Origin of the sequence: Roseateles chitinivorans (assembly GCF_050632235.1) — a bacterium.
Taxonomy (GTDB): domain Bacteria; phylum Pseudomonadota; class Gammaproteobacteria; order Burkholderiales; family Burkholderiaceae_C; genus Roseateles; species Roseateles chitinivorans_A.
Genome location: NZ_CP192584.1, coordinates 3,260,989 through 3,275,630, shown reverse-complemented (window position 1 = coordinate 3,275,630; position 14,642 = coordinate 3,260,989). Strand labels below are relative to the sequence as shown.

Sequence of the window (14,642 nt, the reverse complement as noted above, 5' to 3'; positions counted from 1 at the left end):
CGCCCGCGTCAGAGGCCGAACAGGGCCTTGAATTGGGGCCCCATGTAAGGCCACAGCTGCCAGGTCATCAGACCGACGACACCCAGGATCATCACCAGCGCGTACCAGTACAGGTGGCCGGTCTGGACCAGCCGCACCAGGCCGGCGAATCCGCCCACCGTGCGCGCCGAGCCGTTGATCAGCACGCCGTCGATGACGGCCTGGTCGCCGCCCTTCCACAGGCCGGATCCGAGCGCGCGCGCGCCGCGGGCCAGGACGTTCTCGTTGAACCAGTCCATGTAGTACTTGTTCTCGAGGATGGTCACGATCGGGCGGAAGATCCGCGCGAAGGCGGCCGGGATGGCCGGGCTGATCATGTAGAACCAGTAGGCGACCGCCACGCCGGCGACCGCCAGCCACAGGGGCAGCGTGCCCAGGCTGTGCTCGGCCATCGCGAAGGCGCCGTGGAACTCCTCGCCCAGTTCGGTCATCGCGTGATGGACCTCGTGGTTCACGAAGATCGCATCCTTGAAGAAGTCGCCGTGCAGCATCGGCTTGATCGTGAAGAAACCGATCAGCACCGACGGGATCGCCAGCAGCACCAGCGGCACCGTCACCACCCACTTCGACTCATGCGGCGTGTGGTCGTGACCGTCGCCGTGGTGATCATCGTCGTGATGGTCGTGCTCGCCCGGGAAGGGCTTGTGGTGGAAGTTCTCCTTGCCGTGGAAGACAAGGAAGTACATCCGGAAGCTGTAGAACGCGGTCACGAAGACGCCCACCACCACCGCGACGTACGCGAAGCTCGCGCCCGGCAGGTGCGACGCGTGGACCGCCTCGATGATCGAGTCCTTCGAGTAGAAGCCCGAGAAGAACGGCGTGCCGATCAGCGCCAGCGAGCCCAGCAGCGAGGTGATCCAGGTCACCTTCATGTACTTGCGCAGGCCGCCCATGTTGCGGATGTCCTGGTCATGGTGCATGCCGATGATCACGGAGCCCGCGCCCAGGAACAGCAGCGCCTTGAAGAACGCGTGCGTCATCAGGTGGAACACCGCGACCGAGTAGGCCGAGGCGCCCAGCGCCACCGTCATGTAGCCCAGCTGCGAGAGCGTGGAGTACGCGACGACGCGCTTGATGTCGTTCTGGATGATGCCCAGGAAGCCCATGAACAGCGCGGTGATCGCGCCGATGATCAGGACGAAGTTCAGCGCGGTGTCGCTCAGCTCGAACAGCGGGCTGAAGCGCGACACCATGAAGATGCCGGCCGTCACCATGGTCGCCGCGTGGATCAGCGCCGAGATCGGGGTCGGGCCTTCCATCGAGTCCGGCAGCCACACGTGCAGCGGGAACTGCGCCGACTTGCCCATCGCGCCGATGAACAGGCAGATGCAGGCCACGCTCAGCATCATCCACGGCTCGGCGCCGAAGGGATTGGCGAAGCCGATCTTGGCCAGTTCCGCCGACTTGGCGAAGGTCTCGGTGTAGTTCAGCGAGCCGCCGTAGGCGACCAGCAGGCCGATGCCCAGGATGAAGCCGAAGTCGCCGACCCGGTTCACCAGGAAGGCCTTCATGTTGGCGAAGATCGCCGTCGGCTTCGTGTACCAGAAGCCGATCAGCAGGTAGGACACCAGGCCCACCGCTTCCCAGCCGAAGAACAGCTGCAGCATGTTGTTGGACATCACCAGCATCAGCATGCTGAAGGTGAACAACGAGATGTAGCTGAAGAAGCGCTGGTAGCCGGGGTCTTCCTCCATGTAGCCGATGGTGTAGATGTGCACCATGAGCGAGACGAAGGTCACCACGCACATCATCATCGCGGACAGGCCGTCGATCATGAAGCCGACTTCCATCTTCAGGCCGCCCAGCACCATCCACTCGTAGACGGTCTGGTTGAAGCGCGCGCCGTCGAGCACGGCGTTGAGCGTCATCACCGAGATGATCAGCGCCACCAGCACGCCGAGGATGGTCACCACGTGGGCGCCGCGGCGGCCCACCTGCTTGCCGAACAGGCCCGCCACGATGGCGCCGGCGAGCGGCGCCAGGGGCACCGCCAGCAGCATGTTCTGAGAGAGTGTTGCAGACATTGTTTTTCTCGCTTCCCTCGTCAGCCCTTGAGGGCGTCCAGCTCTTCCACGTCGATGCTGCTGCGGTTGCGGAACAGCACGACCAGGATCGCCAGGCCGATCGCCGACTCGGCGGCCGCCACAGTGAGGATGAAGAACACGAACACCTGGCCGGCCATGTCGCCCAGGTAGTGCGAGAAGGCCACGAAGTTCATGTTGACCGCCAGCAGCATCAGCTCGATGGCCATCAGCAGCACGATCAGGTTCTTGCGGTTCAGGAAGATGCCGATCACCGACAGCGCGAACAGGAACGCGCCCAGGATCAGGAAGTGGTTCAGGCTCAGCGCACCCATCACGCGGCTCCTTCGTTCTTGTCAGCCGCCGGCAGGGACGGGGCTTCGACGGTCGGGGCGACCTTGACGATCTTCAGGCGGTCGGCCTTCTTCACGCGCACCTGCTGCGACGGATCCTGGTGGCGCGAGTCCTTGCGGCCGCGCAGCGTCAGCGCGATCGCCGCGATGATCCCCACCAGCAGCAGCACCGCGGCGATCTGCACCGGGAACAGGTAGTTGGTGTAGATCTCGATGCCCAGCAGCTTGGTGTTGCCCAGCTGCGCCATGTTGGGGATCTCCGGGGCGTTCTCGACGCCGCGGAAGCCGCCCATCAGCACGGCCGCGATCTCCAGCGCGATGACCGCGCCGACCAGGCTGGCCACCGGCAGGTGCTTCCAGATGTTCTCGCGCACGGCGGTGGACTCGAAGTCCAGCATCATCACGACGAACAGGAACAGCACCATCACGGCGCCGATGTAGACCAGCACCAGGGTGATGGCCAGGAACTCGGCCTTCAGCAGCATCCACAGGCAGGAGGCGCTGAAGAAGGACAGGATCAGGAACAGGGCCGAGTGCACGGTGCTCTTGGCCGTGATGACACGGATCGCGGAGCCCAGCAGCACGGCCGAGAAAACGTAGAAGAGCGCGGTAGTGATATCCATGCGATGTCCTGCAAGCAGGCCGCCGGTCGCGGTCCTCTCCCCTCCCCTGTCGGCGAGGTGGAGCAGACCGCCGGACCGGTCAGCGGTACTTGGCGTCGGCCTCCTTGCTGGCTGCGATCTGCGGCTCGTACCGGTCCCCCACCGCCAGGAGCATCTCCTTGGTGAAGTACAGGTCGCCGCGCTTCTCGCCGTGGTATTCGAAGATGTCGGTCTCGACGATGGAGTCGACCGGGCAGCTTTCTTCGCAGAAGCCGCAGAAGATGCACTTGGTCAGGTCGATGTCGTAGCGCGTCGTGCGGCGCGAGCCGTCTTCGCGCACGTCGGACTCGATCGTGATCGCCATGGCGGGGCACACGGCCTCGCACAGCTTGCAGGCGATGCAGCGCTCTTCACCGTTCTCGTACCGGCGCAGCGCGTGCAGACCGCGGAAGCGAGGAGACAGCGGGGTCTTCTCTTCCGGGAACTGCACCGTGATGTTCTTCGAGAGGAAATGCCGGCCGGTGAGGGCCATGCCCTTCAGCAGCTCGGTGAGCATGAAGCTCTTGACTAGGTCCTTGATCACAGCGGGTACCTCGGCTTACTTCCAGATATTGAACGGCGACTGGATCCACAGACCCACGACCACCAGCCAGATCAGCGTGATGGGGATGAAGATCTTCCAGCCCAGACGCATGATCTGGTCATAGCGATAGCGCGGGAACGTGGCACGCACCCACAGGAAGCAGGTCACGACGAAGAAGGTCTTCAGGAACAGCCAGACCCAGTTCCACAGGCCCATGGTCTGCTGGATGAAGGCCGGGGTCTCCATGCCGAACAGGCTCCAGGACACCGGGGCCGACCAGCCGCCCAGGAACATCAGCACCGCGAGGGCCGACACCAGGATCATGTTGGCGTACTCGGCCAGGAAGAACATCGCGAACGACATGCCCGAGTACTCGATCATGTGACCGGCCACGATTTCCGATTCGCCTTCGACGACGTCGAAGGGGTGGCGGTTCGTCTCGGCCAGGCCGGAGATGAAGTACACGATGAAGATCGGCAGCAGCGGCAGCCAGTTCCAGGACAGGATGTTCACGCCGTGCGACGCGAACCAGCCCTGCTCCTGGCTCATCACGATGGCGCTGACGTTCATCGAGCCCGTCACCATCAGCACGACGACCAGGCAGAAGCCCATCGCGATCTCGTACGAGACCATCTGCGCGGAGGCGCGCAGCGCGCCCAGGAAGGCGTACTTCGAGTTCGAGGCCCAGCCCGCGATGATCACGCCGTAGACCTCGAGCGAGGTGATGGCCATCAGGAACAGCAGGCCGGCGTTGACGTCGGCGATCGCGACGCCCGGGCCGAAGGGCACCACCGCCCAGGCCGCCAGCGCCGGCATGATCGTCATGATCGGGCCGAGGAAGAACAGGTTCTTGTTGGCGGCGCTCGGGATGATGATCTCCTTGAAGATCAGCTTCACGGCGTCGGCGATCGGGGTCAGCAGGCCCATCGGACCCACGCGGTTCGGACCCGGACGGATCTGCGACCAGCCGATGGCCTTGCGTTCCCACAGCGTCAGGTAGGCGACGCAGCCCAGCAGCGGCAGCAGCACGGCGACGATCTTGAGCACGCTCCAGACCACCGGCCAGACCACACCTCCCAGCAGCGAGGCGCCGGCGTTATAGAAGTTTTCCATGGTCGTCTCGTCCTCAGGCCTTGGTCACGGCGATCGCGCCGGTGAACGCGCCCAGCGCGGCGGTCTCGGGGATGCCGGCGGGGATGCGCACCACGGTCGCGGGCAGCGATGCGTCCAGCTGCGCGGCCAGCACGGCCTCGCCGCCGTTCTGGGACACGCGCACCTGCGCGCCCTTTCCATTGTTCTGGGCCAGGCCGAGTTCGGTCCACAGCGCCTGCGGCAGCGACGCGATCGCCGCGTCACGGCCGTCGCGGGTCAGCTGCAGCGAGGTGGCGCGGCGCACCAGGGCGTCGGTCGCGTAGATCGGCACGTTGGTCAGGCGTTCCAGGCCTTGCGCCGGAGCGGCAGCGGCGGCGGACTGTGCCGACACCGTGTTGCCCAGGCGGCTCGCCAGGTCCAGCGACGAACCCAGCGCCGCGGTGCGGACCTGCTCGGAGCTGTCGAAGTCGAAGCCCTGCAGGCTCAGCAGGTTGCCCAGCACGCGCAGGATCTTCCAGCCCGGACGGGTCTCGCCGCGGGCCTTGGCCACGCCGACGAAGCTCTGCAGGCGGCCTTCCGCGTTGACGAAGCTGCCCGAGGTCTCGGTGAAAGGCGCCGTCGGCAGCAGCACGTCGGCGAACTCGACCACGGGGCCGGTCTTGAAGGGGGTCAGCACGACGACCATCTCGGCCGCGTTGATCGCCTTCTTGGCGGCGGCGGCGTTGGCGCCGTCCAGCACCGGGTCGGTGTTGAGCAGCAGCAGCGCCTTGGCGGGCTGGTCGTTCAGCAGTTGGGCTGCCGTGCGGCCGCCCTGCCCCGGACGCGCGTTGACGAGCTGCGCGCCGACGCTGTTCGCGGCGGCCGACAGCACGCCGACGGTAGCGCCGGTCTGCTCGCCGATCCAGTTCGCCAGCGACAGCAGCGTCGCGGCTTGCGGATGCTGGATCGCGGCGTTGCCGATCAGCACGGCCTTGCGCTCGCCCGACAGCAGCGTGTCGGCGATCGCCTTGGCGGCGTCGGTGGCGGTGCCTTGCACCGGCGCGCTGACGCCCTTCGCCGCGCCGATGGCGGCGGCGACGTTGGCCAGTTCAGCGACCCAGGCCGACGGGGCGGCGGTGATCGCGGCGGCGACCGGCATCTTCCAGTCTTCGACCGAGCCGGCCAGCGACACGACCTGCGCGCCGCGGCGGGCGGCCTGGCGCAGGCGTTGCGCGAACAGCGGGTGGTCCTTGCGCAGCGACGAGCCGACGACGAAGGCGCGGTCCAGCTGCGACAGCGACGCGATCGCGGTGCCCAGCCACAGCGCCTTGCCGTCCGCGGCGCGCAGCGCCGGGTCGACCACGCGCAGCTGCGTGTCGATGTTCTCGCTGCCCAGGCCGCGCACCAGTTGCGCCAGCAGATGCAGTTCCTCGACGGTGCTGTGCTCGGAGCCCAGCGCGGCGATGGACGCGCCACCCTTCTCCGTCTTGACCTGCTTCAGGCCGTTGGCGACGTATTCGAGCGCGGTGGTCCAGTCGACGGACTTCCACTCGCCGCCTTGCTTGAGCATCGGCGTGGTCAGGCGTTCGTCGCCGTTGAGCGCTTCGTAGGAGAAGCGGTCGCGGTCGGCGATCCAGCACTCGTTGACGGCTTCGTTCTCCAGCGGGACGACGCGCATCACTTCGTTGTTCTTGACCTGGACGATCAGGTTCGCGCCGGTCGAGTCATGCGGGCTGACGCTCTTGCGACGCGACAGTTCCCAGGTGCGGGCGCTGTAGCGGAAGGGCTTGCTGGTCAGCGCGCCGACCGGGCAGATGTCGATCATGTTGCCCGACAGCTCCGAGTCCACGGTGCGGCCGACGAAGGTCTGGATCTCGCTGTGCTCGCCGCGGTGCGCCATGCCCAGCTCCATCACGCCGGAGATCTCCTGGCCGAAGCGGACGCAGCGCGTGCAGTGGATGCACCGGCTCATCTCTTCCATCGAGATCAGCGGGCCGACGTTCTTGTGGAACACCACGCGCTTCTCTTCCGAGTAGCGCGAGGCGCTGGCGCCGTAACCGACGGCCAGATCCTGCAGCTGGCATTCGCCGCCCTGGTCGCAGATGGGGCAGTCCAGCGGGTGATTGATCAGCAGGAACTCCATCACGCCCTGCTGGGCCTTGATGGCTTTCTCGCTCTTGGTGCGCACGATCATGCCCTGCGTCACCGGCGTGGCGCAGGCGGGCAGCGGCTTGGGCGCCTTCTCCACGTCCACCAGGCACATGCGGCAGTTGGCCGCGATGCTCAGCTTCTTGTGATAGCAGAAGTGCGGGATGTACGCGCCGGCTTTCTCGGCGGCATGCATCACCATGCTGCCTTCGGGCACTTCGACCTTCTGGCCGTCGAGTTCGATTTCAACCATAGTTCTTCTCAGCGGCTCCGATCAGGCGTGCGCCGGCGACTTCGCCATGGCGGACGGGGACGACGCGGCGGGCGCCTTGTTCTGCTGGGCCTGTTCGATCATCGCGATGAACTCGCCCTTGAAGTGCTTGAGCATCGCGCGCACCGGCATCGCCGCGGCGTCGCCCAGCGCGCAGATGGTGCGGCCCTGGATGTTGTCGGCCACGGAGTTCAGCAGGTCGATGTCCTCGACGCGGCCCTTGCCGTGGGCGATGCGCTCGATCACGCGGTGCATCCAGCCCGTGCCTTCGCGGCAGGGCGTGCACTGGCCGCAGGACTCGTGCGCGTAGAAGTAGGACAGGCGCAGCAGGCTGGTGACCATGCAGCGGGTCTCGTCCATCACGATGACCGCACCCGAGCCCAGCATGGAGCCGTTCTTGGCGATGGAGTCATAGTCCATCGTGCACTGCATCATGACGTCGGCCGGCAGCACCGGGGCGGACGAACCGCCGGGGATGACCGCCTTGAGCTTGCGGCCGCCGCGCACGCCGCCGGCGAGTTCCAGCAGCTTCTCGAACGAGGTGCCCAGGGGGATCTCGTAGTTGCCCGGACGCTCGACGTCGCCGGAGATCGAGAAGATCTTGGTGCCGCCGTTGTTGGGCTTGCCGACTTCGAGGTAGGCCTGGCCGCCGTTGCGGATGATCCAGGGCACCGCCGCGAAGGTCTCGGTGTTGTTGATGGTGGTCGGCTTGCCGTACAGGCCGAACGAGGCCGGGAACGGCGGCTTGAAGCGCGGCTGGCCCTTCTTGCCTTCGAGCGATTCCAGCAGCGCGGTTTCCTCGCCGCAGATGTAGGCGCCGAAGCCGTGGTGGCCGTGCAGCTGGAAGCTGAAGTTGCTGCCCAGGATGTTGTCGCCCAGGTAGCCGGCCGCGCGGGCCTCTTCCAGCGCGGCTTCGAAGCGTTCGTACACCTCGAAGATCTCGCCGTGGATGTAGTTGTAGCCGACCTTGATGCCCATCGCGAACGCCGCGATCGCCATGCCTTCGATGACGATGTGCGGGTTGAACATCAGGATGTCGCGGTCCTTGCAGGTCCCGGGCTCACCCTCGTCGCTGTTGCAGACCAGGTACTTCGCACCCGGGAACTGGCGCGGCATGAAGCTCCACTTCAGGCCGGTCGGGAAACCGGCGCCGCCGCGGCCGCGCAGGCCGGAGGCCTTCACTTCGGCGATGACCTGGTCGGAGGTCATGCCCTGACCCTCGCCCTGGGCGAGGATCTTGCGCAGGGCCTGGTAGCCGCCGCGCGCTTCGTAGTCCTTCAAGGACCAGTTCTTGCCATCGAGGCCCGCGTAGATCTGCGGGGTGATGTTGCGGTCGTGGAAGCAGGTTTCCTTGCCGGTGGCCTGCCACTTCGAGAGGTCGATGTTCGCGATGTTGGTCATCGTCCAGGTCCCTCAGTTCTTGTTGGCCGCATGGTGCGCTCTCAGCGCATCCACCAGCTCATCGAGACGTTCGGCGCTCATGAAGCTCAGCATCTGGCGGTCGTTCACCAGCATCACCGGCGAGTCGGCGCAGGCGCCCAGGCACTCGCTCTGCTGCACGGTGAAGACGCCGTCGGCGGTCGTGCCGCCGGCCTCGACGCCCAGCTTCGAGCAGAGGTGGTCCAGCGCCTTTTGGCCGTCGCGCAGCTGGCACGGCAGGTTGGTGCAGACGTTCAGCTTGAACAGGCCCAGCTTGCGCTGGTTGTACATGTTGTAGAAGGTCGTGACCTCGTAGACGGCGATCGCCGGCATGCCGAGGTAGGACGCGATCGCGTCTTCCGCCTCGCGGGACACGAAGCCCTGCTCCTGCTGGACGATGGACAGGCAGGCCATCACGGCCGACTGCGCCTGCTCGGCCGGGTACTTCGCGACTTCGCGCGCGAAGCGGGCCGCGGTGGCCTCGCTCAACACGAACCCGGTGCTCACAATTTCAGTGCTGCTCATGCGGTCACCACTCAACGGTCAATTTCACCGAACACGATGTCCATCGTGCCGATCACGGCCACCGCGTCGGCAATCATGTGTCCGCGGGCCATCTCGTCCAGCGCCGCCAGGTGCGAATAACCCGGCGCGCGGATCTTCAGCCGGTACGGCTTGTTGGCGCCGTCGCTGATCAGGTAGATGCCGAACTCGCCCTTCGGATGCTCGACCGACGCGTAGGCCTCGCCCTCGGGGACGCGGAAGCCTTCGGTGAACAGCTTGAAGTGGTGGATCAACTCTTCCATGCTGGTCTTCATCGCCACGCGGCTCGGGGGAGCGACCTTGTGGTTGTCGGTGATGACCGGACCCGGGTTGGCCTTCAGCCACTTCACGCACTGCTGCACGATGCGGTTGGACTGGCGCATCTCCTCGACGCGCACGCAGTAGCGGTCGTAGGTGTCGCCGTTGGTGCCGACCGGGATGTCGAAGTCCATCTTGCCGTACACGTCGTAGGGCTGCGTCTTGCGCGTGTCCCACGCGATGCCGGAGCCGCGCAGCATCGGGCCGGTCAGGCCCAGGTTGAGCGCGCGCTCGGGCGTCACGACGCCGATGCCCACCGTGCGCTGCTTCCAGATGCGGTTGTCGGTCAGCAGCGTCTCGTAGTCGTCGACGTTGGCCGGGAAGCGGTTGCAGAAGTCCTCGATGAAGTCCAGCAGCGAGCCCTGACGGTTCTCGTTGAGCTTGTCGATGGCCTTCTGGTTCTTGATCTTGCTGACCTTGTACTGCGGCATCGCGTCCGGCAGGTCGCGGTACACGCCGCCCGGACGGAAGTAGGCCGCGTGCATGCGCGCGCCCGAGACCGCCTCGTACATGTCGAAGATGTCCTCACGCTCGCGGAAGCAGTAGATGAGGATGTTCATCGCGCCGCAGTCGATGCCGTGCGCGCCCAGCCAGAGCAGGTGGTTCAGGATGCGGGTCAGCTCGGCGAACATCACGCGGATGTACTGCGCGCGCTCCGGCACTTCCAGGCCGAGCATCTTCTCGATGGCCAGGCAGTACGCGTGCTCGTTGGACATCATCGACACGTAGTCGAGGCGGTCCATGTAGGGCAGCGACTGGATGAAGGTCTTCGTTTCCGCCAGCTTCTCGGTGGCGCGGTGCAGCAGGCCGATGTGCGGGTCGGCGCGCTGGATGACTTCCCCGTCCAGCTCCAGCACCAGGCGCAGCACGCCGTGCGCGGCCGGATGCTGCGGGCCGAAGTTCAGGGTGTAGTTCTTGATTTCGGCTGGCATGCTCACAGGCCCCCGTAGTTGTCTTCGCGGATCACGCGCGGCGTGATCTCGCGCGGCTCGATGGTCACCGGCTGGTAGATCACGCGCTTCTGCTCGGGGTCGTAACGCATCTCGACATGGCCCGTCACCGGGAAGTCCTTGCGCATCGGGTGGCCGATGAAACCGTAATCGGTCAGGATGCGACGAAGGTCTTCATGGCCTTCGAAGATGATCCCGTACAGGTCGAACGCTTCGCGCTCGAACCAGTTGGCGGCGTTCCAGATCGGCGTCACGGCGGCGACCGACGGGAAGTCGTCCTCCGGCGCGAAGACCTTCAGGCGCAGGCGCCAGTTCTTGTTGATCGACAGCAGGTGGGAGACCACCGCGAAACGTGCGCCTTCGTAGGCGCCGTCCTTGTAGGCGGAGTAGTCCACGCCGCACAGGTCGATCAGCTGCTCGAAGCGCAGCTCCGAGTGGTCGCGCAGCAGCTTGGCGACGTTGAAGTAGTCCTTGGCCGCGACGGTGATCGTGATTTCACCCAGTTCGCGCTTGAACGCGACGATCTGGTCGCCCAGCACGCTGTGCAGCGCCGCCTGCAGGGTATCGAGTTTGAGGGTCATGGGAGTCAGCCTGCTTCTGCTCAGCGAGCGATGGTGTTCTCGCGACGGATCTTGGCCTGCAGCTGCAGGATGCCGTAGAGCAGCGCCTCGGCGGTCGGCGGACAGCCCGGGACATAGACGTCGACCGGGACGATGCGGTCGCAGCCGCGGACCACCGAATAGCTGTAGTGGTAGTAGCCGCCGCCGTTGGCGCAGCTGCCCATGGACAGCACCCAGCGCGGCTCGGCCATCTGGTCGTAGACCTTGCGCAGCGCCGGCGCCATCTTGTTGCACAGCGTGCCGGCCACGATCATCAGGTCGGACTGGCGCGGGCTGGGACGGAACAGCATGCCGAAACGGTCGATGTCGTAGCGGGCGGCGCCCGCGTGCATCATCTCGACCGCGCAGCAGGCGAGACCGAAGGTCATCGGCCACAACGAACCGGTCTTGGACCAGTTCACCAGCTTGTCCAGCTGGGTGGTCATGAAGCCTTCCTTCAATACGCCTTCGTTACCCATATCGAATTCCCATCTTTCGAGATCAGCGGAGAAGGCACGTCGGACTGCGGTCGCTGCGTGAGAGTCACATTAACGCCGCGCTGACGCGTTGCCCTTCCCTAACGGACACGCGCCCTGAACGGGCGCCGTGTCCTGATGCGTTCACGGATCCGGCGCGTCATCGCGGATCCGCCGTCGGTCGTCACTCCCAGTCGAGCGCGCCCTTCTTCCATTCGTAGGCGAAGCCCACGACCAGGATGCCCAGGAAGATCATCATCGCCCAGAAGCCCGTCGGACCGATCTCGCGCAGCGAGACCGCCCACGGGAACAGGAAGGCGATTTCCAGATCGAAGAGGATGAAGAGGATGGCGACGAGGTAGTAGCGCACGTCGAATTTCATGCGCGCGTCCTCGAAGGCCTCGAAGCCGCATTCGTAGGGGCTGTTCTTTGCCGCGTCAGGGCGACGCGGGCCCGCCAGGAAGCCCAGCACTTGCGGAGCGATACCCACTCCGCAACCGACCAGGATGAAAAGGATGACGGGCAGGTATTGTTCCAGGCTCACGACTTGCTCTCGTTTTATGGCCGGGAAAACCAATTCCCGACGTGTCACCGAAGATTGGCGGGCCGGGGCCGACCAACGATTCGGCAAAAGCAACGGGCGCGCCGCCAGCGATTATCCAATCGCTCACGGACCGCGCCCGCCTTGTCCTCTGGAAATTCGCACACCCGTTGTGCGCTGGAATTTCCCGAGTCCTCAACCTGCTTGATCGCTTGTCGATCCGGCTTTCCGGCTAGATCGCGAAGACCATGGCAGGCCGATTTATTCTGGTGCCGACGGCGAGACTCGAACTCGCACAGCTTTCGCCACTACCCCCTCAAGATAGCGTGTCTACCAATTTCACCACGTCGGCTTGTGATCACCTTTCAGTGACCTTGTCTTGACGGTTTGCGCTTCAGACAGCCTCGAATTCTATAGTGCTTTTCAAGCTCCAAAAGGAAACCAAAGCAATTTTGTCGAGGTGCTTGCGCTTGCCGCCCAGCCCCATCAGTTCGATGCGCCGGAAGCGGCAGCCGAAGGCGCCGCTTGAGGAGCGATCGAGGCACCCGGCAGCACCGCAGCCGAGGCCGGCGCGGCGGGGTTGGCCGCACGTTCGAGCAGCTGCTCGCCCGCCGACGGACCCGAACCGATGCCGCCTTCGCGGTGGCTGCCCATGTAGGCCAGCGCCAGCGTCGACACGAAGAAGATCGTCGCCGCGACGGCCGTCGAGCGCGACAGGAAGTTCGCGCTGCCGGTGGCGCCGAACAGCGAGCCCGAGGCGCCGCTGCCGAACGACGCGCCCATGTCGGCGCCCTTGCCGTGCTGGACCAGCACCAGGCCGATCATTGCCAGGGCTGCAATCAGTTGCAGCACCAGGACCAGATTCATCATCACTTGCATTGCTATTTTCTCCAGGAACCTTGAACGCCGGGCTTCAGCCGGCAGCGCGGCAGATCGCCGCGAAATCAACCGCCTTCAGCGCGGCGCCTCCGATGAGGCCGCCATCGATGTCCGGCTGCGCAAACAGTTGGGGGGCGTTGTCGGGCTTGACGCTGCCGCCGTACAGGATCTGCATCTGATCGGCCTTCTGCGTGGCCGCGCGCAGCTGCTGGCGCAGCAGCGCATGGACCTGCTGGGCCTGCTCCGGCGTGGCCGTCAGGCCCGTGCCGATCGCCCAGACCGGCTCGTAAGCCACCACGATCTCGCCGATGCAGTGCGTCAGCGTATGGATGACCGCCGCGAGCTGGCGCTTGACGACTTCCTCGGTGCGACCCGCCTCGCGCTCGGCCAGCGTCTCGCCGACGCAGACGATCGGCGTGACGCCGTGCGCCAGCGCGGCCTTGGCCTTGTCGGCGACCAGCTGATCGCTTTCAGCGTGGTACGCGCGGCGCTCCGAATGGCCGACGATCGCGTAGCGACAACCCAGGTCCGCCAGCATGGCCGACGACACCTCGCCGGTGTAGGCGCCCTGCTCGTGCGTGGATACATCCTGCGAACCGTACGCGACCTGCGTGCCGGTCAGCGCGAGCGCCGTGTCCGTGATGTACGGGAACGGCACGCACACGGCGACCTGGGCGTTCCACGGACCCGCTTCCTTGAGGCCCGCCAGCAGCACGGCGTTGGACGCACGGGTGCCGTGCATCTTCCAGTTGCCGACCACCAGTTTCTTGCGCATCAGATCAACTCCCTTGAATCCGAAAAATCCTGCGGATGAGCGGAACCGCTCACCAGCTCAGCACGATCTTGCCGACGTGCTCGCCCGATTCCATCAGCGCATGCGCCGCGGCGGCTTCCGACGCGGGCAATTGCCTGAAGATCACCGGCGAGATCGTCCGCGACTCGAGCAGCGGCCACACGCGCTCACGCAGCGCGCGGGCGATGCCGGCCTTGAAGGCGATCGGACGCGGACGCAGCGTGGAGCCGGTGATCGTCAGCCGGCGGCGCAAGACCTGACCCGCATCGAACTCCGCCTTCACGCCGCCCTGCACCGCGATGATCACGGCACGGCCGTCGTCGGCCAGGCACTGCACGTTGCGCGCGACATAGCTGCCGGCGACCATGTCCAGGATCACGTCGACGCCGCGACCGTTCGTCGCCGCCTTCACTTCCTCGACGAAGTCCTGGTCGCGATAGTTGATCGCGACGTCGGCGCCGAGCGCCAGGCAGGCCTTCGCCTTGTCCACGTTGCCGACGGTGACCAGCACCATCGAGCCCAGCGCCTTCGCCAGCTGGATCGCCGTCACGCCGATGCCGCTGCTGCCGCCATGGACCAGCAGGCTTTCGCCGGGCTGCAGGCGCGCGCGTTCGAAGACGTTGCTCCAGACGGTGAAGAAGGTTTCCGGCAGGCTCGCCGCCTCGACCATGCTCCAGCCCGCGGGCACCGGCAGGCACTGGGCCACCGGTGCGACGCAGAGCTCGGCATAACCACCACCCGCGACCAGCGCGCAGACCGCATCACCGACCTTCAGGCCGGCGGCGGCCAATGCCTGAGCGTCACCCGACTCGACGGTGCCCGCGACTTCCAGACCTGGAAGATCGCTGGCACCGGCCGGCGCCGGATACGCGCCCTTGCGCTGCAGCACGTCCGGGCGGTTGATGCCGTAGGCCTGCACGCGGATCAAGCAGTCGCCAACCCCGGCGACGGGGTCGGCACGCTCGACCAGTTGCAGGACCTCCGGTCCGCCGGGCTGGGTGATGGCGATCGCTTTCATGGCGCGAGGTGACGCGAG

The 14,642-nt window shown here is 65.8% G+C and carries 15 protein-coding genes and 1 tRNA gene; all 16 read right to left on the bottom strand.

Annotated features, from left to right (window positions below):
- Positions 1–8: 8 nt before the first annotated feature.
- Positions 9–2,063, bottom strand: a complete 2,055-nt coding sequence (gene nuoL / locus ACQ859_RS14920; RefSeq protein ID WP_431266422.1) for an NADH-quinone oxidoreductase subunit L — start codon at positions 2,061–2,063, stop codon at positions 9–11.
- A 20-nt stretch (positions 2,064–2,083) separates the two neighbouring features.
- Entirely contained in the window at positions 2,084–2,395 is a 312-nt protein-coding gene (gene nuoK, locus ACQ859_RS14915; protein WP_067273420.1) for an NADH-quinone oxidoreductase subunit NuoK, read from the bottom strand.
- Positions 2,395–3,036 carry an NADH-quinone oxidoreductase subunit J gene (locus ACQ859_RS14910; RefSeq protein ID WP_431266421.1) on the bottom strand — a complete coding sequence of 214 codons (642 nt, stop codon included), beginning with the start codon at positions 3,034–3,036 and terminating at the stop codon, positions 2,395–2,397. Before ACQ859_RS14910 ends, nuoK begins: the two co-directional genes overlap by 1 nt.
- Before the next feature lie 79 nt (positions 3,037–3,115).
- Entirely contained in the window at positions 3,116–3,598 is a 483-nt protein-coding gene (nuoI, locus tag ACQ859_RS14905; protein WP_431257859.1) for an NADH-quinone oxidoreductase subunit NuoI, read from the bottom strand.
- 15 nt (positions 3,599–3,613) lie between these two features.
- Positions 3,614–4,711 (bottom strand): NADH-quinone oxidoreductase subunit NuoH, encoded by a 1,098-nt coding sequence (nuoH, locus tag ACQ859_RS14900; protein WP_431257860.1) that lies wholly within the window; start codon positions 4,709–4,711, stop codon positions 3,614–3,616.
- Between the two features lie 13 nt (positions 4,712–4,724).
- Positions 4,725–7,070 (bottom strand): NADH-quinone oxidoreductase subunit NuoG, encoded by a 2,346-nt coding sequence (gene nuoG / locus ACQ859_RS14895; RefSeq protein WP_431266420.1) that lies wholly within the window; start codon positions 7,068–7,070, stop codon positions 4,725–4,727.
- A gap of 21 nt (positions 7,071–7,091) precedes the next feature.
- Positions 7,092–8,489, bottom strand: a complete 1,398-nt coding sequence (nuoF, locus tag ACQ859_RS14890; RefSeq protein WP_431266419.1) for an NADH-quinone oxidoreductase subunit NuoF — start codon at positions 8,487–8,489, stop codon at positions 7,092–7,094.
- 12 nt (positions 8,490–8,501) lie between these two features.
- Entirely contained in the window at positions 8,502–9,032 is a 531-nt protein-coding gene (gene nuoE / locus ACQ859_RS14885; RefSeq protein WP_431266418.1) for an NADH-quinone oxidoreductase subunit NuoE, read from the bottom strand.
- A gap of 11 nt (positions 9,033–9,043) precedes the next feature.
- Positions 9,044–10,300: an NADH-quinone oxidoreductase subunit D gene (locus ACQ859_RS14880; protein ID WP_431266417.1), complete on the bottom strand. Its 1,257-nt coding sequence runs from the start codon at positions 10,298–10,300 to the stop codon at positions 9,044–9,046.
- A gap of 2 nt (positions 10,301–10,302) precedes the next feature.
- On the bottom strand, positions 10,303–10,899 hold the full coding sequence (locus ACQ859_RS14875) for an NADH-quinone oxidoreductase subunit C (protein ID WP_431266416.1): 597 nt from the start codon (positions 10,897–10,899) through the stop codon (positions 10,303–10,305).
- 20 nt (positions 10,900–10,919) lie between these two features.
- Positions 10,920–11,396, bottom strand: a complete 477-nt coding sequence (locus ACQ859_RS14870) for a NuoB/complex I 20 kDa subunit family protein (RefSeq protein ID WP_067067101.1) — start codon at positions 11,394–11,396, stop codon at positions 10,920–10,922.
- A 181-nt stretch (positions 11,397–11,577) separates the two neighbouring features.
- On the bottom strand, positions 11,578–11,937 hold the full coding sequence (locus ACQ859_RS14865) for an NADH-quinone oxidoreductase subunit A (protein ID WP_088407453.1): 360 nt from the start codon (positions 11,935–11,937) through the stop codon (positions 11,578–11,580).
- Between the two features lie 264 nt (positions 11,938–12,201).
- Positions 12,202–12,286 (bottom strand) — tRNA-Leu (locus ACQ859_RS14860).
- Between the two features lie 134 nt (positions 12,287–12,420).
- Positions 12,421–12,813 carry a preprotein translocase subunit SecG gene (gene secG, locus ACQ859_RS14855; protein WP_431266415.1) on the bottom strand — a complete coding sequence of 131 codons (393 nt, stop codon included), beginning with the start codon at positions 12,811–12,813 and terminating at the stop codon, positions 12,421–12,423.
- A gap of 34 nt (positions 12,814–12,847) precedes the next feature.
- A complete protein-coding gene (tpiA, locus tag ACQ859_RS14850; RefSeq protein ID WP_431266414.1) occupies positions 12,848–13,588 on the bottom strand; it encodes a triose-phosphate isomerase in 741 nt (246 codons plus the stop codon).
- 49 nt (positions 13,589–13,637) lie between these two features.
- On the bottom strand, positions 13,638–14,624 hold the full coding sequence (locus ACQ859_RS14845) for an NAD(P)H-quinone oxidoreductase (RefSeq protein WP_431266413.1): 987 nt from the start codon (positions 14,622–14,624) through the stop codon (positions 13,638–13,640).
- Positions 14,625–14,642: the final 18 nt, after the last annotated feature.

Bases quoted from the DNA above. Each gene is read 5' to 3' on its own strand.
- nuoL (WP_431266422.1), bottom strand. From the start codon at position 2,063: ATGTCTGCAACACTCTCTCAGAACATGCTGCTGGCGGTGCCCCTGGCG.
- nuoK (WP_067273420.1), bottom strand. From the start codon at position 2,395: ATGGGTGCGCTGAGCCTGAACCACTTCCTGATCCTGGGCGCGTTCCTG.
- ACQ859_RS14910 (WP_431266421.1), bottom strand. From the start codon at position 3,036: ATGGATATCACTACCGCGCTCTTCTACGTTTTCTCGGCCGTGCTGCTG.
- nuoH (WP_431257860.1), bottom strand. From the start codon at position 4,711: ATGGAAAACTTCTATAACGCCGGCGCCTCGCTGCTGGGAGGTGTGGTC.
- nuoG (WP_431266420.1), bottom strand. From the start codon at position 7,070: ATGGTTGAAATCGAACTCGACGGCCAGAAGGTCGAAGTGCCCGAAGGC.
- nuoF (WP_431266419.1), bottom strand. From the start codon at position 8,489: ATGACCAACATCGCGAACATCGACCTCTCGAAGTGGCAGGCCACCGGC.
- nuoE (WP_431266418.1), bottom strand. From the start codon at position 9,032: ATGAGCAGCACTGAAATTGTGAGCACCGGGTTCGTGTTGAGCGAGGCC.
- ACQ859_RS14880 (WP_431266417.1), bottom strand. From the start codon at position 10,300: ATGCCAGCCGAAATCAAGAACTACACCCTGAACTTCGGCCCGCAGCAT.
- ACQ859_RS14875 (WP_431266416.1), bottom strand. From the start codon at position 10,899: ATGACCCTCAAACTCGATACCCTGCAGGCGGCGCTGCACAGCGTGCTG.
- ACQ859_RS14870 (WP_067067101.1), bottom strand. From the start codon at position 11,396: ATGGGTAACGAAGGCGTATTGAAGGAAGGCTTCATGACCACCCAGCTG.
- secG (WP_431266415.1), bottom strand. From the start codon at position 12,813: ATGCAAGTGATGATGAATCTGGTCCTGGTGCTGCAACTGATTGCAGCC.
- tpiA (WP_431266414.1), bottom strand. From the start codon at position 13,588: ATGCGCAAGAAACTGGTGGTCGGCAACTGGAAGATGCACGGCACCCGT.
- ACQ859_RS14845 (WP_431266413.1), bottom strand. From the start codon at position 14,624: ATGAAAGCGATCGCCATCACCCAGCCCGGCGGACCGGAGGTCCTGCAA.